Raw genomic sequence first — 22,099 nt, 5'->3', positions numbered from 1 at the left:
TCAGTCGGCGGCTTCCACTCGTGCGCTCGTCCCGCCCGCCATCGCGAGCCCCAGCGTCCGTTCGTCCGCCTCGGTCTTGTCGTACGTCGTCGTGATCCGGCCCTCGTACATCACCAGCACCCGGTCCGCGAGCCCCCGGATCTCGCTCAGCTCGGCCGAGACGAGGAGGACGGCGTGACCGGCGTCGCGGTAGGCGATCAGCTGGTCGTGGATGTTCTGGATCGCGCCGATGTCGACGCCGCGCGTCGGCTGCTCGACGAGCAACAGCGGGGCGTCATGGGCGAGTTCGCGGCCGATCAGCAGCTTCTGGAGGTTGCCGCCGGACAGGGCGGAGGCCGGCACGTCGGGCGTGGACGCCTTGATGCCGAAGCGCTCGATCAGCCGCCGTGCGTGCGCCCGGACGGACGTCGGCGGCAGCAGGCCGCGGTGCGACAGGGACGTACGGTGGTGTCCCATCGCGAGGTTGTCGGCCACGGACGCCGCCGGGGCCGTACCGACCGCGTGGCGGTCCTCGGGGACGTACGCCAGGCCCTTGAGACGGCGTTCGGTGGCCGAGGCGTGGGTGATGTCGTCGTCTTTGAGCCTCACTCGCCCGGCGGTGACCGGCCGCAGCCCGGCCAGCGCCTCGACCAGCTCGCTCTGCCCGTTGCCGGCGACACCGGCGATGCCGACGATCTCGCCCGCGCGGACCGAGAGCGTGATGTCGTGCACGGCGTCGGTGGACAGACCCGTCGTGTCGAGCACCACCTCGCCCGGGGTGCCCGGGGCATGGATGCGGTCCAGCTCGACCGCGCGGCCCGTCATCGCGGCCGCGATCTCGTCGGCGGACGTCTCGGCGGTGATCAGCCGGGCCACGACCCGGCCGTCCCGCAGGACGGTCACGTGGTCGCTGCCCTCCAGCACCTCACGCAGCTTGTGCGTGACCAGGATCACCGTACGGCCCTCGGCGGCCAGCGACTTGAGCACCGCGAACAGGGCGTCCGCCTCGGCCGGCGTGAGCACGGCGGTCGGCTCGTCGAGGATGAGCGTGCGGGCGCCCCGGTGCAGCAGCTTGAGGATCTCCACGCGCTGGCGCAGGCCGACCGGCAGGTCTCCGACCCGGGCGTCCGGATCGACGGACAGGCCGTGTTCCTCGGCGAGTTCGCGCACCCGGCGGCGGGCGGCCGCGCGGTCCACCAGGCCGAAGCGGCGCGGCTCGGCGGCGTACACGACGTTCTCGGCGACGGTCAGCGAGTCGAACAGCTTGAAGCTCTGGTGGACCATGCCGAGCCCGGCGGCCATGGCGTCGGAGGGGCTGGCGAAGCCGTACTTGACGGCCTGCCCGTCGATCCGGACCGTTCCGGCGTCGGCGCGCTCCATGCCGTACAGGATCGACATGAGCGTCGACTTGCCCGCGCCGTTCTCGCCCATGAGCGCGTGGATCTCACCGCGGCGGACGGTCAGGTCGACGGCGTCGTTGGCGAGCGTGCCGGGGAACCGCTTGGTGATTCCCCGGAGCTCGACGGCGACATCGGCCGCACCGGCGCCCCCGTCGACGTCAGCTTGCGGCGGGGTCATCGACCGTCAGCTTCCCGGCCACGATCTGGTCGCGCAGCGCCTCGACCTGCGTCAGGACGTCCTTGTGCTCGGCGATCACGCACTTCGAGGAGTCCACGCCGTCCTCGAGCCCCGTCAGGCTGATGCCGCCCTCCTTCAGGCCGTACGAGACGGTCGTGCCCGTCTTGCCGGCGAGGACCGCCTCGATGCCCTTGTCCACGGCGACGTCCGTGCGCTTGATCACGTTGTCGACGACGGTGCCGGGCGCCGAGACGCACTGGTTGACGTCGACGCCGTACGCGTACGCGCCCTTGGCCTTCGCCGCCTCGAAGACGCCGTAGTTGCCGGCCGCGGCAGCCGCCATGATCTGGTCGTAGCCCTTGGCGAGCAGGGTGTTCGCCTGCTCCTTGGCACGGGCCGAGTCGTCGAAGGGGGACTGCCCGCCGACGAAGCGCGTCGACGTCTGAGTCTTGGCGGCGACCTTCTTGGCGCCGGCCGCGAACGGGTCGCTGTAGCGCCGGAACTGGGGCGTGTCGAGGACGTCGACCGCGCCGACCTTGCCGGACTTGCTGAGCAGACCGGCCTCGGCGCCGGCGAGGAAGACGCCCTCGTGCTCGCGGAAGACGGCGCAGCTGACGTTCTTGAACATCTTCGTCGTGCAGGCGTCGACGATCAGGAACTGCTGCTTCGGGTTCTTCTCGGCCTGCTGGGCGACGAGGTCGGCGAACTCGAAGCCGACCAGCACGATGACGTCCGGCTTGGCGTCGACGGCAGCCTGGACGTTCTGCTGCTGGGAGGCGGTGTCCGTGGACTCGTAGACCTTCTGCGACCCGTCGTGCTGCTTCGCCGCGTCCTTGACGCCGCTGACGGCGAGCTTCAGGAACTCGTTCTGCCCGACGGCGTCAGGGGTGACGAGGATGAAGGACTTTCCGCTGCCGCCGCTCGCACTGTCGGAGGCGTCCTTCTTCGCGGCGGCGTTGCAGGCGGTGGCCGCGGTGACCACGAGTGCGGTGGTGGCGGCGAGTTGCAGGGAACGGCGGAGTCTGCGGGGCATGGGGAACCTTCCGGGGAAGCCTTCCGGGGAACGGCAAGGCGCGCTCGGCGGTGAACGCGTGAGGTGAGAGGGGGGCGACGCGAAAGGGGCTGAGGTGGGGGCGGCTCAGCGGGGACAGCCGTCGCCGGCACAGCGGCCGAAGTCCAGGAAGCGGCGCTTGGTGAGCAGCACTCGTCCTCCTCGTCTCGGCCTGCGGGCTGCGCGGGTGGCTGGACTGTACACCTGATGTCCAGACATCTGCTCGCCTGTCTCGAACTGTGGTTCTCCGAGGTCATGTACGGTGACGGACACCCACAGGAGCAGTAGGAGTGTCCTCTTATGTCCGAGGAAGTGCGGCCCATGTCCGAGGAATTGCGTGCCGTCCACTGGACCGGAACCAGCCTTGCGCTGATCGACCAGACCGTGCTCCCGCACCGCACCGAGACCATGGACGTCCGCGATGTGGAGACCCTGGTCGACGCGATCCGGCGCCTCGTCGTGCGCGGCGCGCCCGCGATCGGCGCCGCCGGAGCCTACGGCGTCGCGCTCGCGCTGCTCCAGGGTGAGCGCGAGGGCTGGTCGGCCGACGAGATACGCGCGGCCGTGGCCCGCGTCCGTGAGGCCCGGCCCACCGCGGTCAACCTCATGGTGTGCGTGGACCGGGTCATGACCCGCTTCGACGAGGGCCTCGCCGCGGTGCTGGAGGAGGCTGCCGCCGTACAGCGCGAGGACGTCGAGGCGAACCGTGCCATGGGTGCGTACGGCGCCGACTGGCTGCTCGAACGCGTCGGTGCGGACCGGCCGTTGCGCATCCTCACCCACTGCAACACCGGTGCGCTCGCCACGGCCGGCTGGGGCACGGCACTCGGCGTCATCCGCGAACTGCACGCGCGCGGGCGGCTGGAGGTCGTGTACGCCGACGAGACGCGCCCGCTGCTCCAGGGATCCCGCCTGACCGCCTGGGAGTTGGTCCAGGAGGGCATCGCGCACTACGTCCAGGCCGACGGCGCGGCGGCCGGCACCATCCTGCGCGGTGAGGTCGACGCGGCGATCGTCGGCGCCGACCGCATCGCCGCGAACGGCGACACCGCGAACAAGGTCGGCACCGTGGGTATCGCCCTGGCCTGCGCGGACGCCGGTATCCCGTTCCTGGTGGCGGCGCCCACGACGACCGTCGACCTGGCCACGAAGACCGGCGACGACATCCACATCGAACTCCGGGGCGAGGACGAGGTGCTGGAGTGGGGCGGCGTACGGACGGCTCCGGCCGGGTCGCGCGGCCACAACCCGGCGTTCGATGTCACGCCGGGGCGCCTGGTGACGGGATTGGTCACCGAGCGCGGGGTGCTGGAGGTGTCGGCGGGGGAGCTGCCGGGGGAGCGGCTGCGCTGACGTCCCCGGGTCGCGGCACCGACCTATACTCCGAACCCATGACCGACGCTGCGACCTCACCGGATGCGGATCTGGTCGGCGCTCTGAAGGCGCTGGCCAACCCGGTGCGCCTGCAACTGCTGGCGTGGCTGCGCGAGCCCGAGCGGCACTTCTCGCAGTACGAGGCGATCGCGGACCCGGCCGAGGTGGGGGTCTGCGTGAGCCACATCCAGGCCAAGGCCGGGCTGGCCCAGTCGACGGTGTCGGCGTACATGGCCGAACTGCAGCGGGCGGGTCTCGTGCGGGCGACGCGGGTGGGCAAGTGGACCCACTACAAGCGGGACGAGGCGCGGATCGCCGAGCTGGTCGCCCGGCTCGGCCGGACTCTCTAGCGCAGAGAACTCGCCGTCCGAGCCCGCCTGTTGCATTTCATATCGAGAATCTGCGATATTTCGATGCATGATGAACCTCGGAACCTTCGGCATCTACACCTTCGACTTCGAGCACCAGCCGGCCGCGCAGTTACGCGACTCGGTACAGGAGTTGGAACAGCAAGGCTGGCGGGCGGTGTGGTTCCCCGAGGCGGGCGGGCGTGAGGCGCTCACCCAGGCCGGCTATCTGCTCTCCTGCACCGAACGGCTGCACGTGGTCAACGGCATCGCCCAGATCTGGTCGCGCGGGGCGGCGGCGACGCACGCCGCGAGTGCCCTGCTGGCCGACGCCTACCCGGGACGGCATGTGCTCGGCCTGGGATTCGGCGGCGCACGGCCGGGTGTCAAGCCACTTGCGGCGATGGCCGAGTACGTCGACGAACTGGACGCGCTCGCGAAGGAGTCACCCAACCCCGCGCCACAGACCCCGGTACGCCGCATCCTGGCCGCGTACGGTCCCAAGATGATCGCCCTGGCCCGGGACCGCTCCGCCGGCGCGCACACCTACCACGTCAACACGGCCCACACCGCCCAGGCCAGGGAGATCCTCGGCCCCGACGTGTTCCTGGGCGTAGAGCACGCGGTGCTCCTGGAGCCGGACCCCGACAAGGCCCGCGCGACGGCGCGCGAGCACCTGGACATCTACCTCAACACCCCTTACAACATCGCCAAGTTCCGCCGCCTGGGCTACTCGGACGAGGAGATCGCGCACGGCGGCAGCGACCGCATCGTGGACGACCTCGTGTTCTGGGGCGACGTGGACACGGTGGTGGACAAGCTCCGCGCCCACGTCACAGCGGGTGCCGACCACGTCGCCGTACAAGTGATCGGCACCGAACCGGGCGGCACCGCGATGCCGCACTGGCGGCGACTGGGTGAGGCGCTGCTGCCGCCGACGGCGTCCTGACGCCGTACACCCGCTGTCGCCGCACCCGGATACGGCGCCGCACCCGGATACGGCGCCGCACCCGGATACGGCGCCGCCTGGTCACCGCTGGGCGAGTTCCAACTCCAGCAGCCATTCCACCACTTCGGTGTGGTGCCGGGCCTGGCGCGGGTTGTCGCCCCACACGTACAGCCCGTGTCCGGCCACGACCACCGCGGGCATACGGGGGTCGCGCGCGGCCTCCAGGCGGTCGCCGAGGATCTTCATGTCCTGGCTGTTGGCGATGACCGGCAGGGTCACCTCGACGTCGTGGGCGGGCTGGCCGACGCCCTTGAGCATCTCCAGGTCCTTGAAGACGATGCCGCCGGGCTCGCGGCGGCCCATCGCCACGGAGGCGACCGTGTGGACATGGACCACGGCCCCGGCGCCGGTCAGCGCGGCCACGCGCGCGTGCAGCTCGGCCTCGGCGGACGGCTTGCCGCCGTGCACCGCGGCGCCCTGCCCGTCGACCAGCACCACGTCCGCGGGCGTCAGTTCGCCCTTGTCGTGACCGCTGGCCGTGACCGCGAGCCGCAGCGGGTCGCGGGTCAGCACCACGGACAGGTTGCCGGAGGTGCCCCGCATCCAGCCGAAGGAGGCGAACCGGGCGGACTCGGCGGCCAGGACCGCGCCCGCCTCCTCAAGGTCGAGTTGGCTGATCTCGGCGGTCACGTGCTGCTCCCGGAAGTGGTGATGGTGATCTCGTCGAACGTCCCCGCCTGCGCGTGGTCGCCGACACCCTGCTCGTAGTACGGCTCCCCGGGCCGTCGGACGCCGACCGTCCGCCAGCCCGCCGCGCGGGCCGCGTCCAGCTCGCCGGGGCGGTCGGAGAGGAAGAGGAGACGGGCCGGCGCGATGCCGGTCGACTCCGCGATACGGCGGTACGACTCCGGCTCCTGCTTGGGGCCCGCGTTCTCGGTGTCGTACAGACCGGAGACGAGCGACGTCAGGTCGCCCTCCGGGCTGTTCGTGAACCATGCCCGCTGGGCCGCCACCGACCCCGACGAGTAGACGTACAGCCGTACGCCCGCCGCGTGCCACGCGCGCAGCCGCGGGACGACGTCGTCGTAGAAGTGCGACACGAGGTCACTGCGGGCGAAGCCCTCGGACCAGATGATGCCCTGGAGGGTCTTCAGCGGGGTGGCCTTGCGATCCTCGTCCAGCCAGGTGTTGAGGGCCTTCTCGATCCCTGCGGCGTCGGCGTCCGGGTCGCCCGTCAGCTCCCGCACCTGCGCGACCGCCCGCGCCACCTCCGGGTCGCCGCCGCGCTCGGCGAGCAGCGCCGCGAACCGCGAGCGTGAGTAGGGGTACAGCACGTCCACGACGAACCCGGTGGCGCTCGTGGTGCCCTCGATGTCGAGCACCACGGCGTCCACGGCCTGCGAGCCCAACCGGGGGTCCCGCACGGTCACGCCGCGGCCCCGTCGGCCTCGTAGCCGGCGGCGATCGTGTCGTAGTCCGGGAAGCGGGCGGCGATGGTGGAACCGGTGAAGTTGCCGATCCAGCCGTCCTCCTCGTGGAAGAAGCGGATCGCGGTGAAGGACGGCTTCGTGCCCATGTCGAACCAGTGCGTCGTGCCGCGCGGCACGCCCAGCAGGTCGCCCTTCTCGCAGAAGACGGCGTGCACTTCGCCGTTCACGTGGAGGTAGAAGATGCCGGAGCCGGAGACGAAGAAGCGCACCTCGTCATCGTCGTCGTGCGTGTGCTCCTGGAGGAACTTCTCGCGCGCGGCCTTCGCCTTCGCCGGGAACTCCGGGTCGTCGCTGGGGTGCAGGCCCAGGACGTCGACGGTGGTGAAGCCCTCCTCGGCGTTGAGCCGGTCGATCTCCGGGCCGTACGCCGCGAACACGGTGTCGCTGTCCGCGTCGAACGGGACGTCCTCGCGGATCGGCCACTGCTCGTAGCGCACGCCCAGCGGCTTCAGGGCCTCGGCGATCTCGGCGGGGTCCGAGGTGCGGCGGATCAGGGTCTGCGGTCCGGACTCGGGCCAGGTCGTCAGCAGGGTCATGGGGGCAACTCCTGGAACTGGAAGGGAAGTCCGGGTACCGAGACAAGCACCCGGAGGGGGCGGTGAGGAAGGGCGCAGCGGTGCGGAAACTGGTCAGCGCTTGTCAGCCGCGACACATCGCGCCGGGACAGCACCGCATGCAGGGCATGCGCATCGCTGTCGCGGGGGGTGTCGTCATCAGGGCCTCACTGTGCCGGTTCGGGTGCCGGTTCCGTGATCGTAACTCCCGCGGGACGTCGGCGCGGTGTCAACGAGGTGTGACTTACTCGCTGTCTCACGTGGTGAGAAACCGCTTCCATCGCTTTGACGGGTGGCTGAAATCGTTCCCATGATCTCCGTATGAAGACGCTGCTGCTCGTGCGGCGGCTGTACGTGGACTTGCTCCGGTCGACCACGGCCAGCTGTCGCTGACCTCATCCGGAGCTCTCCTGCGCCCGCACTCTCGCGAGGCGCCCGTTCGTACATCGGTGTCCCGGCTCCGGGTCCAGCACTCCCCACCCCCACCCCCCTTCCTCGCACCTGGAGCCCCGCCATGTCCCGTGTCCGTCTGCCCCTTGCCGCCCTCTCCCTCGCCTCCGTGTCCGCCCTGCTCCTCGCGGGCTGCTCGCAGTCCACGGACGCGTCCAAGACCTCCGGCAACACCGCCGCCTCGGCCGCGGCCGCCACCGGCGCGAAGCCCGCCCCCTTCAGCGAGGGCACCGTCAAGGTGGCCCTCGTCCGGCAGAGCGGCGCCGGCGACTACTTCGAGCAGTGGGGCAACGGCGCCAAGGCGCAGGCCAAGGCCCTCGGCATCGACCTGACGGTGTACGACGCCCAGGCCGACAACGCCAAGCAGGCCACCGACCTGTCCTCGGCCATCAACTCCGGCGCGCAGGCCATCATCGTCGACCACGGCTTCCCGGCCACCATCCAGCCGGAGATCGACAAGGCTGTGAAGAAGGGCATCAAGGTCGTCGTCTACGACGTCGAGACCGCCACCAAGGGCGTCGTCAGCACCAAGCAGAACGACGCGAGCATGGCCCAGGCCGTCCTCGACGTGATGGCCAAGGAGGTCGGCAAGGACGCCAAGGTCGGCTACGTCAACGTCGCCGGCTACGCAGCCCTCGACAAGCGGAACACCGTCTGGGCGAAGGAGGTCGCCGCGCAGGGCTGGAAGCAGCAGTTCAAGGTCGGCAAGGTGACCGACTCCACGGCCACCGACAATGTCCCCCTCGTCTCCGCCGCGCTGACCCAGCACTCGGACGTGACCGGCATCTTCGCCCCGTACGACGAACTCGCCAAGGGCACCGTCCTCGCCGTCCAGAACAAGAAGCTCCAGGACAAGGTGAAGGTCTTCGGCGCGGACGTCTCAGGCGCCGACATCCAGAACATGACCGCCATCGACAGCCCCTGGGTCGCCACCGCGGGCACCGACCCGTCCGCCGTCGGCGCCGCCGTCGTCCGTACGACCGCCCTGGAGCTGGCCGGTCAACTGGGCAAGACCTCGGTCGAGTTCCCGGCGGTCGCCATCACCCAGGACTTCCTGCGTGAGAAGAAGATCGAGAACATGGACCAGCTGCGCAAGGCGCTGCCCGCGCTGAACCTGGCGCAGGTCTCGACCGCCGACTGGATCTCCAATGTCGCCCACTGAGGTTCCTGCCGTCGCTCTGACCGACGTCAGCATGGCCTTCGGCGGCAAGACGGTGCTCGCCTCCGTCACCCTCGACATCGCCCCGGGCAGCGTGGTCGCGCTGCTCGGCGCGAACGGCGCCGGCAAGTCCACGCTCATCAAGATCCTGTCGGGTGTGCACACGGACCACGGGGGAGCGGTGCGGGTCGCCGGGGAACCCGCTGCCCTCCACTCCCCGCTGGCCGCCCGTCAGTTGGGTATCCAGACGGTGCACCAGCGCATCGGCGAGGGCATCGTGCCGGGCCTCTCGGTCGCGGAGAACCTGGTCTTCGAGGAGCTGGCGCAGGCGCGCGGCAACCCGTTCCTGAACGGCGGCCGACTGCTGGCCCGCGCCCGCGAGATCCAGGCGGGCCTGGGCCTGGACTGGAGTGACTCGGTGTTGCGCAGGGACGTCACCGAACTCGGCATCTCCGACCGTCAGTTGCTGATCCTCGCCCGCGCCCTGGCCACCCGCCCCCGCCTGCTGATCCTCGACGAGCCGACCTCGGCGCTGTCCGCCGCCGAGGCCGAACGCCTCTTCGCGCTGGTCGAGAAGATGCGCGACGACGGCATCGCGGTCCTCTACGTCTCCCACCGCCTCGGCGAGATCGACGCGCTCGCCGACCGCCTGGTCGTCCTGCGGGACGGCCGTCTCACCGAGGACCAGGCCAAGCCCTTCGACTGGGACCGCGCCCTGCGCGCGATGCTGGCCCAGGCGCAGGAGGCGACGACGGCCCGCCCGGTCCGGGAAGGGGCGTCCGGGGATGTGGTGTTGTCGTTGCGCGGCGTACGGCTCTTCGAGGGCCGCACGCCCCTGGACCTCGACCTGCGCAGCGGTGAAGTCACCGGCGTGGTGGGCCTGTTGGGCGCCGGCAAGACCGAGCTGGCCCGCGGCCTGTTCGGTGCCGAGCCCTTCACGACCGGCACGGTCGAACTCGACGGCAAGCGGTACGAGCCCCGCCGCCCCTCCGACGCCATCCGGGCCGGCGTCCACCTGGTCCCCGAGGACCGGCACGCCGACGCGCTCGTCCCCGGCTGGTCGCTGGCCCAGAACATCTCGCTGCCGTTCCTGAAGTCGCTCTCCCGGGCCGGTCTCGTCCAGCGCTCGAAGGAGGACGCCCTGGGCCGCGACACCATCGAGGCCCTCGGCGTGGTCGCCCGCGACGAGCACAGCACCGTCGAGGAACTGTCCGGCGGCAACCAGCAGAAGGTCGTCGTCGGCCGCTGGCTCGCCCGCACCCCGCGCGTCCTCATCCTGGACGAACCCTTCCGGGGCGTGGACATCGGCGCCCGGCGCGACATCGGCCGCCGCGCCAGGGCGCTGGCCGCCGAGGGGGCCGCCGTGCTCGTCCTGTCCGCCGACGTCGACGAGGTGCTGGAGGTCGCCGACCGGGTCGTCGTGCTGGCCGCCGGCGAGGTCCACCTCGACGCGTACGGCGAGGACGCGGAACGCGACCGCGTGATCCAGACGATCTCGGCGTCCGTCTGATGCCGCCCGCCAGTCGTACGCCTCGCATGCCCCGCACGCCTCGTACGCCCGAAGGAAGCAGCACCCCATGACCACCCAGCAGAGCACCGAGGTCCCGGTGAAGGCGGCGATCCCGCCTGCCACCAGCACCGCCGTACGCGTCCAGAACGCCGTCATCAAGTACGGCTTCATCTTCGTCACGGTCACGCTGTTCCTGTACTTCGCGCTGAGCGAGGGCTCCTTCCGCGAGTCGGCGACCCTCCTCGACACCCTCCGGTACGTCTCCGTCGCCGCGATCCTCGGCCTCGGCGTCACCCTCACCATGGCCGTCGGCGGAATGGACATGTCCGTCGGCGCGGTGGCCGGCCTGGGTGTCTCGGTCGCCGCCCAGGCGATGGTCGTCCACAACCAGATCGGCGCGATCGCGATCGTCGCGGTGCTGGCGGCAGGCGCGCTCGCTGGCCTGCTCAACGCGCTCCTGATCGTCGTACTGAAGATCCCGGACATGCTCGCCACCCTCGGCACGATGTTCGTGATCCAGGGCAGCAAGCTCATCCTGGTCGACGGCCAGTCCATCACCCCCGGCATGACGCTGGACGACGGCACCACCGCCCCCGGCCGGTTCACCGACGGCTTCCTGCGCATCGACCGCGGCACGATCCTCGGCATCCCGATCTCGGTCCTGATCTTCGGCGCGCTGACCATCGGCGCCTGGGTCTTCCTCGCCCGCACCCGCTGGGGCCGTGTCCTGTACGCCATCGGCGCCAACCCCGAGGCCTCCCGCCTGGCCGGCATCCGCGTCGGCGCGTACCGGGCCCTCGCCTACGTCCTGTCCGGCGTCCTCGCCTCGATCGGCGGCCTGATCCTGGCCTCCCGTATCGGCCAGGGCGACGTGTCGGCGGGCACCTCGCAGCTGCTGGAGGCGGTCGCGGTGGCCCTCGTCGGCACCTCCGTGCTGGGCCGCGGCCGCCCCAACGTCTGGGGCACGGCCCTCGGCGCCGTCCTGATCGGCATCATCACCACCGGCCTGACCATCAAGGGCCTGCCGTACTACACCCAGGACGTCGTCGAGGGCGCGGTCCTCATCCTCGCCCTGGTCTTCAGCTTCACCCTGTCCAAGCGCCGTACCGCATAAGGAAGTTCGAGGAGTTACTGCGATGGGCTACCGCATCCTGGAGACCGACGACATCCCCGGCTACCTGCGCGAGCGCGGCCACTGGGACGACGGGACCGACATCCGTGTGCGCGAGGTGTCGGACGGCAACATGAACCGCGTGTTCCTCGCCTCCTCCGGAGACGGCACCCGCAGCCTCGCCGTCAAGCAGGCCCTGCCCTGGGTGCGGGTCGCCGGACCCTCCTGGCCGATGAACCCCGACCGTGCCGACGCCGAGGCCCGTGCGTACGACCAGGTGGCGAAGGTCGCCCCCGACAAGATCCCGGCGATCCACGGCTACGACCCCGAGAACTACGCCCTCGTCATGGAGGACATGTCGGATCTGGAGGTCCTGCGCACCCGCCTGAACGAGGGCGAGCCGTACGGCCCGCACACCTCCGCCCGCATCGGCGAGTTCGTGGCCCAGCTCTCCTTCGCGACCAGCGACTTCGGCATGCCGTCCGCCGAACGCAAGGCGCTGATCGCGACCTCGGTGAGCCCGGAGCTGTGCAAGATCACCGAGGACGTGGTCCTCTCCGAGCCGTACATCGAGCACGAGCACAACCACTGGCACGAGGGGCTGGACGACCTGGCGGCGGAGTTCCGCGCCGACGGCAGGCTCCGCACCGAGGTCGCCGATCTCCGCCACACCTTCATGACCAGCGCCCAGGCCCTCCTCCACGGCGACCTGCACACGGGCAGCGTCATGGTCGGAGAGCGCGAAGGCACGCACGTGGTACGGGTCTTCGACCCCGAGTTCTCCTTCGTGGGCCCCGTCGGCTACGACCTGGGCCTGTACTGGGCGAACGTCCTGGTGTCGCAGGAGCGGGCGCGGGCGCTCGGCACGCTGTCCGACCACGGGGACCAACTCCGCCTCTCCCGGGAGGCGTTCGAAACGGAGTTCCGCCGCCTGTGGCCGACGCGCGTCGACGCCTTCTTCGACGACGCGTACGTGGACCGCTTCCTGCGCCGCGTGTGGACCGAGTCCCTCGGCTACGCCGGCACGGAGATCGTCCGTCGCATCATCGGTTTCGCCCATCTGACGGACCTGACGACCCTGCCGGACCCGGTACCTGCGTCCCGGCGGGCCCTGCTGCTGGGGCGTGACCTGATCGTGCGCCGCGAAGAGCTGTCGGACGTCGACGCCGTACGGGCGGTCGTGGAGTCGCCGGAGTCGCTGACCTGAGCGCACGTCAGGTACGCGCCCGGCAGGGCATGCGAAAGGGGCGGCTCCGTCGGCATGGAGCCGCCCCTTCCGATGGTGGCCGGCCCCGGTGCGGATGGGGCCGCCCTCGTGCGGTCCGGCCCGGTCAGGGGAGTGGCCGAACCCGGCGCCGTGGGAGCCTCATCCGGCGGGAATCTCCCACGGCGCCTGCGAGGCTCACTTCTTGTCGAGCAGGTCCTGGACCTTCGCGCGGACGTCGTCCGTGGCCAGGCCCCGGATGGTCAGCGTCGTACGGCGGCGCAGGACGTCGTCCTGCGTCTCGGCCCACTCGTTGTCGCGGGCGTAGACGACCTGGGCCCAGATCTCCGGGGCGTCCGGGTGGACGCGCTCGCTCAGCTCCGGGTTCTCGTTCGCGATGCGGGCGATGTCGAAGGCCAGCGAGCCGTAGTGCGTGGCCAGGTGCTTGGCGGTGTCGGCCGCCATGCGCGGGCCGGGCGCCGGGCGGTCGGTCAGCAGACGGTGGGCGACCGCGCGCGGGTTGGCGATACCCGGCAGCGGCAGCTTCTTCGGCAGCGAGGAGATCGGCTCGAAGTCGTCGCCCAGCGGGTGGCCCGGCAGCGCCTGAAGCTTCTGCATGACCGTACGGCCGATGTGCCGGAAGGTCGTCCACTTGCCGCCCGCGACGGACAGCATGCCGCCCTTGCCCTCGGTCACGACGGTCTCGCGCTTGGCCTTCGCCGTGTCACCGGGGCCGCCCGGCAGCACGCGCAGACCCGCGAAGGCGTACGTGATGAGATCGCGGTCCAGCTGCTGGTCCCGGATGGAGAACGCGGCCTCGTCCAGGATCTGGGCTATGTCCTTGTCGTTGACCGCGACGTCCGCCGGGTCGCCCTCGAACTCCTCGTCCGTGGTGCCCAGCAGGAGCATGTCCTCCCAGGGCAGGGCGAAGGTGATGCGGTACTTGTCGATCGGGGTGGCGAGCGCCGCCTTCCACGGCGACGTCCGCTTCAGGACCAGATGCGCGCCCTTCGACAGACGGATCGACGGCGCGGCATTCGGGTCCTCCATCTTGCGCAGGTGGTCGACCCAGGGGCCGGTCGCGTTGAGCACCAGGCGGGCGCTCACACCGAACTCGTCGCCGGAGAGGCGGTCGCGCAGCTCCGCGCCCGTCACCCGGCCCTTGGTGAAGCGCAGGCCGGTGACCTCGGCGTGGTTGAGCACCACGGCACCCGCCTCGACGGCCCCGCGGACCGTCATCAGCGCCATGCGCGCGTCGTTCATCTGGTCGTCGCCGTACACGGCCACGGCCTTGAGGTTGTCGGTGCGCAGTTCGGGCACGTCCTGCGCGGCCTTGGCCGGCGAGAGCAGGTGTCCCACTCCGTCGCCGAACGCGGAGAGCGCGGAGTAGGCGAAGACGCCCGCCCCGAGCTTCGCAGCGCCGTGCGGCCCGCCCTTGTACACGGGGAGGTAGAAGGTGAGCGGGTTCGCCAGGTGAGGTGCCACCTGGCGGGAGACCGCACGGCGCTCGAAGTGGTTCTCCGCCACCAGCTTCACCGCGCCGGTCTGCAGGTAGCGCAGACCGCCGTGGAGCAGCTTGGAGGAGGCGGACGAGGTGGCGCCGGCGAAGTCGCCGGCGTCGACCAGAGCCACCCGCAGGCCGGACTGCGCGGCGTGCCAGGCGGTGGAGATGCCCAGGATGCCGCCGCCGATCACGAGAAGGTCGTACGACGCCTTGGCGAGCTGCTCCCGGGTCTCGGCGCGGCTCGGGTTGGAGCCGGAGGCCGGGCGCGTACCGAGGGCAGGCACGGACTGCAGGGTGGACTGACTGGTCATTTCGGGTTCTTACTCCTCATCAGAGCTCGCGTCGGAGCCTTCGTCGGCTCTCGTCAGCTCTCGTCGTCCTCGAGCCAGCCCATGGTCCGCTCGACGGCCTTGAGCCAGTTCTTGTACTCACGGTCGCGGGTCTCCGCGTCCATGCGGGGGGTCCACTCGGCGGCCCGGCGCCAGTTGGCGCGCAGGTCGTCGGTGCTGTTCCAGAAGCCGACGGCGAGACCGGCGGCGTAGGCGGCGCCGAGGCAGGTGGTCTCGGCGACCATCGGGCGCACCACCGGCGCGTCCAGGACATCCGAGAGCGTCTGCATCAGCAGGTTGTTGGCGGTCATGCCACCGTCGACCTTGAGCGCCACCAGCTCGTCGCCGGAGTCCTTGACCATGGCGTCGGCGATCTCCCGCGTCTGCCAGGCGGTGGCCTCCAGAACGGCACGCGCGAGGTGCGCCTTGGTGACGTACCGGGTCAGGCCGGCGATCACACCGCGGGCGTCGGAGCGCCAGTGCGGGGCGAACAGGCCGGAGAAGGCCGGTACGAAGTAGGCGCCGCCGTTGTCCTCGACCGAGAGCGCGAGCGTCTCGATCTCGGCGGCGGTGGAGATCAGGCCCATCTGGTCGCGCATCCACTGCACCAGGGAGCCGGTGACGGCGATCGAGCCCTCCAGGGCGTAGATCGTCGGCTGGTCGCCGATCTTGTAGCCGACCGTGGTCAGCAGACCCGCGTAGGAGTTGATGATCTTTTCACCGGTGTTCATCACCATGAAGGTGCCGGTGCCGTACGTCGACTTGACCTCGCCCTCGGAGAAACAGGTCTGGCCGAACAGGGCCGCCTGCTGGTCGCCGAGCGCCGAGGCGACCGGGATGCCGCCGAGCAGGTCGCCCAGCTTGCCGCCGGTGACCTCGCCGTAGACCTCGGCGGAGGAGCGGATCTCGGGCAGGATCTGCAGCGGCACGCCGATCGACTCGGCGATCTTGTCGTCCCACTCCATGGTGTGGAGGTTCATCAGCATGGTGCGGGAGGCGTTGGTGACGTCGGTGACGTGCTTGCCGCCGTTGACACCGCCGGTCAGGTTCCAGATGACCCAGGTGTCCATGGTGCCGAAGAGGATGTCGCCGGCCTCGGCGCGCTCCTTGAGGCCCTCGACGTTGTCCAGCAGCCAGCGGGCCTTGGGACCGGCGAAGTAGGAGGCGAGGGGAAGGCCGGTCTCACGGCGGAAGCGGTCCTGGCCGACATTGCGGCCGAGCTCCTTGCAGAGCGCGTCGGTGCGGGTGTCCTGCCAGACGATGGCGTTGTGGACGGGCTCACCGGTGTTCTTGTCCCACAGCACGGTGGTCTCGCGCTGGTTGGTGATGCCGATGGCCTTGATGTCGTCACGGGTGATGCCGGCCTTCTGGATGGCTCCGGCGACGACTTCCTGGACGTTGGTCCAGATCTCGTTGGCGTTGTGCTCGACCCAGCCCGGCTTCGGGAAGATCTGCTCGTGCTCCTTCTGGTCGACGGAGACGATACGGCCGTCGCGGTCGAAGACGATGCAGCGGGACGAGGTGGTGCCCTGGTCGATGGCGGCGATGAAAGGGCCGGCGGTGTGGGCGTCGGTCACTGTGTGCTCCTGGAAGTTCCGTGGTTATGGGGCTTTACGTACGGCGCGCGCTGAGAGTTTCGGTGCTCCTCACCCGAACGGGTGAGGAGCGGTGCTCCTAAGCGAAGGCGACGTTGTAGATGCCTGCCGCGATGGCGCCGCCGATGAGCGGGCCGACCACCGGGATCCAGGCGTAGCCCCAGTCGGAACCGCCCTTGTTGGGCAGGGGGAGAAGGGCGTGGACAATGCGCGGACCGAGGTCACGGGCCGGGTTGATCGCGTAACCGGTCGGGCCGCCGAGCGACAGGCCGATCGAGACGACCACGAGCGCGGTGATCAGGGCGCCCAGGGTGCCCAGGCCCTTGCCGCTGTCGTTCAGGCCCTGGGTCAGGACCGCGAGCACCAGCACGACGGTGCCGATGATCTCCGTGAGGAGGTTCTGCACCGCGTGCCGGATCTCGGGACCGGTGGAGAAGATGCCCAGGACCGGGCCGGCGCCCTTCTCCTGTGCCTCGACGGCCTTGGCCGCGGTGGCCTGCGCGCCCGGACCGCCGACGATCTCCTTGTCGGTGAGGTGGGCGTGGAACTGGCCGTAGTAGGCGACCCAGACCAGGGCCGCACCGATCATGGCGCCGAGCAGCTGTCCGGCGAAGTACGTCGGAACGTTGCTCCAGTCGTTGTCCTTGATCGCGAGTGCGACGGTCACGGCCGGGTTCAGGTGGGCGCCGGACAGCGGCGCCGAGGTGTAGACCGCCGTGAGTACTGCGAAGCCCCACCCGAAGGTGATGGCGAGCCAGCCGGCGTTACGAGCCTTGGAGGCCTTCAGCGTGACAGCGGCGCAGACGCCGCCGCCGAGCAGGATGAGTATGGCGGTACCGATGGTCTCGCCGATGAAGATGTCGGAGCTGGACACCCGCGACTCCTTTGTCCTTCGTCCAGGGGAAGCCGAACCCCGGGTCCCTCCGGTGGTTCGCGTTGCCCTCGGGGGTGAGAGCGATGCCGGCCCTTGGCGTTGTCACACTCTAGCGCGTATTGCCGGTAGGTGTTCGACAATGCCGACCGATGGACGGGAGTCTTGCCCCGGCGTCAGGCGTGCGTCAAGGGTCCTGTTATCGAATGCTCGATCGTTATCGGATGTGTTGATTTATCGACACTGCCGGATCGGATGCGTACTGCCACGTAGGGGACACGGTGCGTTCCGTCCGGGTGATTTGCTTGGCTCTGTCCGGCTATGCCGAAGAACGGAACGCCCTATGACGTCCCGTTTGCCGACTCCCGTGCCGTGCGGTGCTCAGAACCGCCCGGCGCCCAGATCCCGCGACACCGCGCGGGCGCAGTCCCGTACCGCCGCGATCAGCTCGGGACGCAGCTCGCCGTCCCGGCACAGCCGCTCCACGGCGCCCGTGATGCCGACCGAGCCGACCGGCATGCGGCGCCGGTCGTGGATGGGGGCGGCGACCGAGGCGACGCCCTCCCAGGTCTCCTCGACGTCGGCGGCGTATCCGCGCGCGCGTGTCATGTCGAGGATGTGCTCGAAGCTGTCCAGCTCGCACACGGTCCGGTCCGTGAAGGCCTTGCGGTCGGCCTCTATCGCCTCGCTGTGCGCGACCGGGTCGTACGCCGACAGGACCTTGCCGAGGGCCGTGGAGTGCAGGGGCTGCATGGCCCCGATCTCCAGCACTTGCCTGCTGTCGTCGGGCCGGAAGACGTGGTGCACGATCAGCACGCCATGCTGATGCAGCACGCCCAGGTAGACGCTCTCCCCGCTGGAGCGGGCCAGGTCGTCCGTCCACACCAGGGCGCGCGCCCGCAGCTCGTGCACGTCCAGATAGGTGGTGCCCAGGCGCAGCAGCTCGGCGCCCAGCTGGTAGCGCCCGGAGGCGTCGTCCTGCTCGACGAAGCCCTCCTGCTGGAGGGTGCGCAGAATCCCGTGGGCGGTGCCCTTGGCGAGGCCCAGTGACGAGGCGATGTCCGACAGGCCGAGCCGCCGCTCACCACCTGCGAGGAGTCGCAGCATCGCGGCCGCCCGCTCGAGCGACTGGATGTTCCGTGCCATCGCCGTACTGCCTCCGTCCCCTTCGAGCGTCGACCATGCGACGTCGCTGCCGCTGTTCGGCAATGTCGAACACTACTAGTCGATGCCGACCTCCCGCTAATGGTCGGTCGGCATCCGTCCTCTTCTGTTGCGTCACCCGTATCCGGGAATGGACCCCGCCGTCATCCTCGTCCCGCCCCGTGGACGCCCCTGACCATTCGGCGGCGGTCCCGGCTACTCTGGCGGCGTGCGCCCCCTGCGGACGGACCCGCAAAGGGCGCAAAGCCGACAGCCGTCGCATTCCAGGGAGCCCTTTCATGGCCTCGTTGCCACCGACCCCTTCCGCCGACAGCCGGACCCGTGTGTCCGCCCTCCGTGAGGCGCTCGCCACCCGTGTGGTGGTCGCCGACGGAGCGATGGGCACCATGTTGCAGGCCCAGGACCCCACCCTCGAGGACTTCGAGAACCTCGAGGGCTGCAACGAGATCCTGAACCTCACCCGGCCCGACATCGTCCGATCCGTCCACGAGGCGTACTTCGAAGCGGGCGTGGACTGCGTCGAGACCAACACCTTCGGCGCCAACCACTCGGCCATGGCCGAGTACGACATCGCCGACCGGGTCTACGAGCTGTCCGAATCGGGCGCCCGTATCGCCCGAGAGACCGCCGACGCGTTCGGCGCCCGCGACGGCCGCCAGCGGTGGGTGCTCGGATCGATCGGACCCGGTACGAAGCTGCCGACCCTCGGCCACATCGGCTACGGCACGCTGCGCGACGGCTTCCAGGCGAACGCCGAGGGCCTGCTCGCCGGCGGTGCGGACGCCCTGATCGTGGAGACCACCCAGGACCTGCTGCAGACGAAGTCGTCGATCCTGGGCGCCCGGCGCGCCATGGAGGCGACCGGCACCGACGTGCCGCTGCTGGTCTCGATGGCCTTCGAGACGACCGGCACCATGCTGCTCGGCTCCGAGATCGGCGCCGCGCTGACCGCGCTGGAGCCCCTCGGCATCGACATGATCGGCCTGAACTGCTCGACCGGCCCCGCCGAGATGAGCGAACACCTGCGCTATCTGGCCCGGCACTCCCGCACCCCGCTGCTGTGCATGCCGAACGCCGGCCTGCCGATCCTCACCAAGGACGGCGCCCACTTCCCGCTCGACCCCGAGGGCCTGGCCGACGCCCAGGAGACCTTCGTACGGGACTACGGGCTGAACCTCATCGGCGGCTGCTGCGGCACCACCCCCGAGCACCTGCGCCAGCTCGTCGAGCGGGTCCGGGAAGCCGCGCCCGTGGAGCGCCGGCCGCAGCCCGAGCCCGGCGCCGCCTCGCTCTACCAGACGGTCCCGTTCCGCCAGGACACCTCCTACCTGGCCATCGGCGAGCGCACCAACGCCAACGGCTCGAAGAAGTTCCGCGAGGCCATGCTGGCCGCCCGCTGGGACGACTGCGTGGAGATGGCCCGCGAGCAGATCCGCGAGGGCGCCCACATGCTGGACCTCTGCGTGGACTACGTCGGCCGCGACGGCGTCGCCGACATGGAGGAGCTGGCCGGCCGCTTCGCCACCGCCTCCACGCTGCCGATCGTGCTGGACTCCACCGAGGTCGACGTCATCCAGGCCGGCCTGGAGAAGCTCGGCGGCCGCGCGGTCATCAACTCCGTCAACTACGAGGACGGCGACGGCCCCGAGTCCCGCTTCGCCAAGGTCACCAAGCTGGCCCAGGAGCACGGCGCCGCGCTGATCGCGCTGACCATCGACGAGGAGGGGCAGGCCCGCACCCCCGAGAAGAAGGTCGAGATCGCCGAGCGGCTCATCGAGGACCTGACGACGAACTGGGGCATCCTCGAGTCGGACATCCTCATCGACACCCTGACCTTCACCATCTGCACCGGCCAGGAGGAGTCCCGGGGGGACGGCATCGCCACCATCGAGGCGATCCGCGAACTCAAGCGCCGCCGCCCGGACGTACAGACCACCCTCGGCCTGTCCAACATCTCCTTCGGCCTCAACCCGGCCGCCCGCATCCTGCTCAACTCCGTCTTCCTCGACGAGTGCGTCAAGGCGGGCCTGGACTCGGCGATCGTCCACGCGTCGAAGATCCTGCCGATCGCCCGCTTCAACGAGGAAGAGGTGCAGACGGCCCTCGACCTGATCTACGACCGCCGCGCCGAGGGCTACGACCCGCTGCAGAAGCTGATGGCCCTGTTCGAGGGCGCCACCGCGAAGTCCCTCAAGGCCGGCAAGGCCGAGGAACTCGCCGCCCTCCCGCTGGAGGAGCGCCTCAAGCGCCGCATCATCGACGGCGAGCGCAACGGCCTGGAGGCCGACCTCGACGCGGCCCTCCAGGACCGCCCCGCCCTGGACATCGTCAACGAGACCCTCCTGGACGGCATGAAGGTCGTCGGCGAGCTGTTCGGCTCCGGGCAGATGCAGCTGCCGTTCGTGCTCCAGTCCGCCGAGGTGATGAAGGCCGCCGTCGCCTACCTCGAACCGCACATGGAGAAGACGGACGCCGACGGCAAGGGCACCATCGTGCTGGCCACGGTGCGCGGCGACGTGCACGACATCGGCAAGAACCTGGTGGACATCATCCTGTCCAACAACGGCTACAACGTGGTCAACCTCGGCATCAAGCAGCCGGTCTCGGCGATCCTGGAGGCGGCCGAGGAGCACCGCGCCGACGTCATCGGCATGTCCGGGCTGCTCGTGAAGTCCACGGTGATCATGAAGGAGAACCTGGAGGAGCTCAACCAGCGCGGCCTGGCGGCGAACTTCCCGGTGATCCTCGGCGGCGCGGCCCTCACGCGCGCGTACGTCGAGCAGGACCTGCACGAGATCTACGAGGGCGAAGTCCGCTACGCCCGGGACGCGTTCGAGGGCCTGCGCCTGATGGACGCCCTGATCGGCGTCAAGCGGGGCGTGCCCGGCGCGAAGCTGCCCGAGCTCAAGCAGCGCCGGGTCAGGAGCACCGCCGCCACGGCCGTACTGGACGAGCGTCCCGAGGAAGGCCACGTCCGCTCCGACGTCGCCACCGACAACCCGCTGCCCGAGCCGCCGTTCTGGGGCACCCGCGTCATCAAGGGCATCCAGCTCAAGGAGTACGCGTCCTGGCTCGACGAGGGCGCCCTCTTCAAGGGCCAGTGGGGCCTGAAGGAGACCCGCACCGGAGACGGCCCGTCGTACCAGGAACTCGTCGAGACCGAGGGCCGCCCGCGACTGCGCGGCCTGCTCGACAAGCTCCAGACGGACAACCTCCTCGAAGCGGCCGTGGTCTACGGCTACTTCCCCTGTGTCTCCAAGGACGACGACCTGATCCTCCTGGACGAGCACGGCAACGAACGCACCCGCTTCACCTTCCCGCGCCAGCGCCGCGGCCGCCGCCTGTGCCTGGCGGACTTCTTCCGCCCGCAGGAGTCGGGCGAGACGGACGTCGTGGGCCTGCAGGTGGTCACCGTGGGCTCGCGGATCGGCGAGGAAACCGCGCGGATGTTCGAGGTGAACGCCTACCGCGACTACCTCGAACTGCACGGCCTGTCCGTGCAGCTGGCCGAGGCGCTCGCCGAGTACTGGCACGCGCGCGTGCGCTCCGAGCTGGGCTTCGCCGGTGAGGACCCGGCCGACATCGAGGACATGTTCGCGCTGAAGTACCGAGGTGCCCGCTTCTCGCTGGGCTACGGCGCCTGCCCGAACCTGGAGGACCGGTCCAAGATCGCCGACCTGCTCCAGCCGGAGCGCATCGGCGTCCACCTGTCCGAGGAGTTCCAGCTGCACCCCGAGCAGTCCACGGACGCGATCGTCATCCACCACCCGGAGGCGAAGTACTTCAACGCCCGCTGACACCGCTCCGCGCGCCGCCCGTCGATCAAACCAGGCGTTTCAGCCGCGGGAGTCGTACACTGGTCGGTCCACCGCAGGCCGGT

At 70.2% G+C, this 22,099-nt stretch carries 17 protein-coding genes; 8 read left to right on the top strand and 9 right to left on the bottom strand.

The annotated features are described in order from the left end of the window. Window positions 1-1,557 (bottom strand): ABC transporter ATP-binding protein, encoded by a 1,557-nt coding sequence (locus PBV52_RS08910; protein ID WP_274237746.1) that lies wholly within the window; start codon window positions 1,555-1,557, stop codon window positions 1-3. Next, a complete protein-coding gene (locus PBV52_RS08905) occupies window positions 1,538-2,590 on the bottom strand; it encodes a BMP family ABC transporter substrate-binding protein (RefSeq protein ID WP_274237745.1) in 1,053 nt (350 codons plus the stop codon). The genes PBV52_RS08910 and PBV52_RS08905 overlap by 20 nt, the downstream gene beginning before the upstream one ends. A gap of 339 nt (window positions 2,591-2,929) precedes the next feature. On the opposite strand from PBV52_RS08905, the gene mtnA reads away from it, so the two are divergent. The 3 genes from mtnA (at window position 2,930) to PBV52_RS08890 (ending at window position 5,278) form a co-directional block, all read left to right on the top strand. Next, entirely contained in the window at window positions 2,930-3,961 is a 1,032-nt protein-coding gene (mtnA, locus tag PBV52_RS08900; RefSeq protein WP_274237744.1) for an S-methyl-5-thioribose-1-phosphate isomerase, read from the top strand. Window positions 3,962-3,999: 38 nt separating this feature from the next. Then, a complete protein-coding gene (locus tag PBV52_RS08895; RefSeq protein WP_274237743.1) occupies window positions 4,000-4,332 on the top strand; it encodes a helix-turn-helix transcriptional regulator in 333 nt (110 codons plus the stop codon). A 67-nt stretch (window positions 4,333-4,399) separates the two neighbouring features. After that, window positions 4,400-5,278, top strand: a complete 879-nt coding sequence (locus tag PBV52_RS08890) for a TIGR03620 family F420-dependent LLM class oxidoreductase (protein ID WP_274237742.1) — start codon at window positions 4,400-4,402, stop codon at window positions 5,276-5,278. 81 nt (window positions 5,279-5,359) lie between these two features. Here PBV52_RS08890 and mtnB read toward each other — a convergent pair whose 3' ends face one another. Genes mtnB through PBV52_RS08875 form a run of 3 tightly spaced genes read right to left on the bottom strand, consistent with a single transcriptional unit; the run spans window position 5,360 to window position 7,304 of the window. Beyond that, window positions 5,360-5,968 carry a methylthioribulose 1-phosphate dehydratase gene (mtnB, locus tag PBV52_RS08885; RefSeq protein WP_274237741.1) on the bottom strand — a complete coding sequence of 203 codons (609 nt, stop codon included), beginning with the start codon at window positions 5,966-5,968 and terminating at the stop codon, window positions 5,360-5,362. Then, window positions 5,965-6,708 (bottom strand): acireductone synthase, encoded by a 744-nt coding sequence (gene mtnC, locus PBV52_RS08880; protein WP_274237740.1) that lies wholly within the window; start codon window positions 6,706-6,708, stop codon window positions 5,965-5,967. Before mtnC ends, mtnB begins: the two co-directional genes overlap by 4 nt. Beyond that, a complete protein-coding gene (locus PBV52_RS08875; protein ID WP_274237739.1) occupies window positions 6,705-7,304 on the bottom strand; it encodes an acireductone dioxygenase in 600 nt (199 codons plus the stop codon). Before PBV52_RS08875 ends, mtnC begins: the two co-directional genes overlap by 4 nt. 532 nt (window positions 7,305-7,836) lie before the next feature. Between PBV52_RS08875 and PBV52_RS08870 the strand changes: the two genes are divergently transcribed. The 4 genes from PBV52_RS08870 (at window position 7,837) to mtnK (ending at window position 12,759) form a co-directional block, all read left to right on the top strand. Next, window positions 7,837-8,934, top strand: a complete 1,098-nt coding sequence (locus PBV52_RS08870) for a substrate-binding domain-containing protein (protein ID WP_274237738.1) — start codon at window positions 7,837-7,839, stop codon at window positions 8,932-8,934. Continuing rightward, on the top strand, window positions 8,921-10,441 hold the full coding sequence (locus PBV52_RS08865) for a sugar ABC transporter ATP-binding protein (RefSeq protein ID WP_274237737.1): 1,521 nt from the start codon (window positions 8,921-8,923) through the stop codon (window positions 10,439-10,441). Before PBV52_RS08870 ends, PBV52_RS08865 begins: the two co-directional genes overlap by 14 nt. A gap of 67 nt (window positions 10,442-10,508) precedes the next feature. Then, window positions 10,509-11,555: an ABC transporter permease gene (locus PBV52_RS08860; protein ID WP_274237736.1), complete on the top strand. Its 1,047-nt coding sequence runs from the start codon at window positions 10,509-10,511 to the stop codon at window positions 11,553-11,555. A 22-nt stretch (window positions 11,556-11,577) separates the two neighbouring features. Beyond that, the gene (gene mtnK, locus PBV52_RS08855) at window positions 11,578-12,759 is read left to right on the top strand and encodes an S-methyl-5-thioribose kinase (RefSeq protein WP_274237735.1); all 1,182 of its coding nucleotides are present in this window, start codon (window positions 11,578-11,580) and stop codon (window positions 12,757-12,759) included. A 195-nt stretch (window positions 12,760-12,954) separates the two neighbouring features. Here the strand turns inward: mtnK and PBV52_RS08850 are convergent, their stop codons facing one another. The 4 genes from PBV52_RS08850 to PBV52_RS08835 form a co-directional block, all read right to left on the bottom strand. Beyond that, window positions 12,955-14,571, bottom strand: coding sequence for a glycerol-3-phosphate dehydrogenase/oxidase (locus PBV52_RS08850; RefSeq protein ID WP_274237734.1), 1,617 nt, complete (start codon window positions 14,569-14,571; stop codon window positions 12,955-12,957). 53 nt (window positions 14,572-14,624) lie between these two features. Next, a complete protein-coding gene (glpK, locus tag PBV52_RS08845) occupies window positions 14,625-16,166 on the bottom strand; it encodes a glycerol kinase GlpK (protein ID WP_274237733.1) in 1,542 nt (513 codons plus the stop codon). A gap of 97 nt (window positions 16,167-16,263) precedes the next feature. After that, window positions 16,264-17,058: an MIP/aquaporin family protein gene (locus tag PBV52_RS08840; protein WP_274237732.1), complete on the bottom strand. Its 795-nt coding sequence runs from the start codon at window positions 17,056-17,058 to the stop codon at window positions 16,264-16,266. Window positions 17,059-17,436: 378 nt separating this feature from the next. Next, window positions 17,437-18,201, bottom strand: a complete 765-nt coding sequence (locus tag PBV52_RS08835; RefSeq protein ID WP_274237731.1) for an IclR family transcriptional regulator — start codon at window positions 18,199-18,201, stop codon at window positions 17,437-17,439. A 296-nt stretch (window positions 18,202-18,497) separates the two neighbouring features. On the opposite strand from PBV52_RS08835, the gene metH reads away from it, so the two are divergent. Then, entirely contained in the window at window positions 18,498-22,016 is a 3,519-nt protein-coding gene (gene metH / locus PBV52_RS08830) for a methionine synthase (protein ID WP_274237730.1), read from the top strand. Window positions 22,017-22,099 lie beyond the last annotated feature (83 nt).

It is taken from the genome of Streptomyces sp. T12 (genome assembly GCF_028736035.1).
Taxonomy (GTDB): domain Bacteria; phylum Actinomycetota; class Actinomycetes; order Streptomycetales; family Streptomycetaceae; genus Streptomyces.
This window is presented reverse-complemented; position numbering and strand designations above follow the sequence as displayed.

Coding starts and splice junctions, on each gene's coding strand:
- mtnA (WP_274237744.1), top strand. CDS start 2,930: ATGTCCGAGGAATTGCGTGCCGTCCACTGGACCGGAACCAGCCTTGCG.
- PBV52_RS08910 (WP_274237746.1), bottom strand. CDS start 1,557: ATGACCCCGCCGCAAGCTGACGTCGACGGGGGCGCCGGTGCGGCCGAT.
- PBV52_RS08905 (WP_274237745.1), bottom strand. CDS start 2,590: ATGCCCCGCAGACTCCGCCGTTCCCTGCAACTCGCCGCCACCACCGCA.
- PBV52_RS08890 (WP_274237742.1), top strand. CDS start 4,400: ATGATGAACCTCGGAACCTTCGGCATCTACACCTTCGACTTCGAGCAC.
- PBV52_RS08835 (WP_274237731.1), bottom strand. CDS start 18,201: ATGGCACGGAACATCCAGTCGCTCGAGCGGGCGGCCGCGATGCTGCGA.
- mtnK (WP_274237735.1), top strand. CDS start 11,578: ATGGGCTACCGCATCCTGGAGACCGACGACATCCCCGGCTACCTGCGC.
- metH (WP_274237730.1), top strand. CDS start 18,498: ATGGCCTCGTTGCCACCGACCCCTTCCGCCGACAGCCGGACCCGTGTG.
- PBV52_RS08865 (WP_274237737.1), top strand. CDS start 8,921: ATGTCGCCCACTGAGGTTCCTGCCGTCGCTCTGACCGACGTCAGCATG.
- PBV52_RS08875 (WP_274237739.1), bottom strand. CDS start 7,304: ATGACCCTGCTGACGACCTGGCCCGAGTCCGGACCGCAGACCCTGATC.
- PBV52_RS08860 (WP_274237736.1), top strand. CDS start 10,509: ATGACCACCCAGCAGAGCACCGAGGTCCCGGTGAAGGCGGCGATCCCG.
- PBV52_RS08870 (WP_274237738.1), top strand. CDS start 7,837: ATGTCCCGTGTCCGTCTGCCCCTTGCCGCCCTCTCCCTCGCCTCCGTG.
- PBV52_RS08895 (WP_274237743.1), top strand. CDS start 4,000: ATGACCGACGCTGCGACCTCACCGGATGCGGATCTGGTCGGCGCTCTG.
- PBV52_RS08850 (WP_274237734.1), bottom strand. CDS start 14,571: ATGACCAGTCAGTCCACCCTGCAGTCCGTGCCTGCCCTCGGTACGCGC.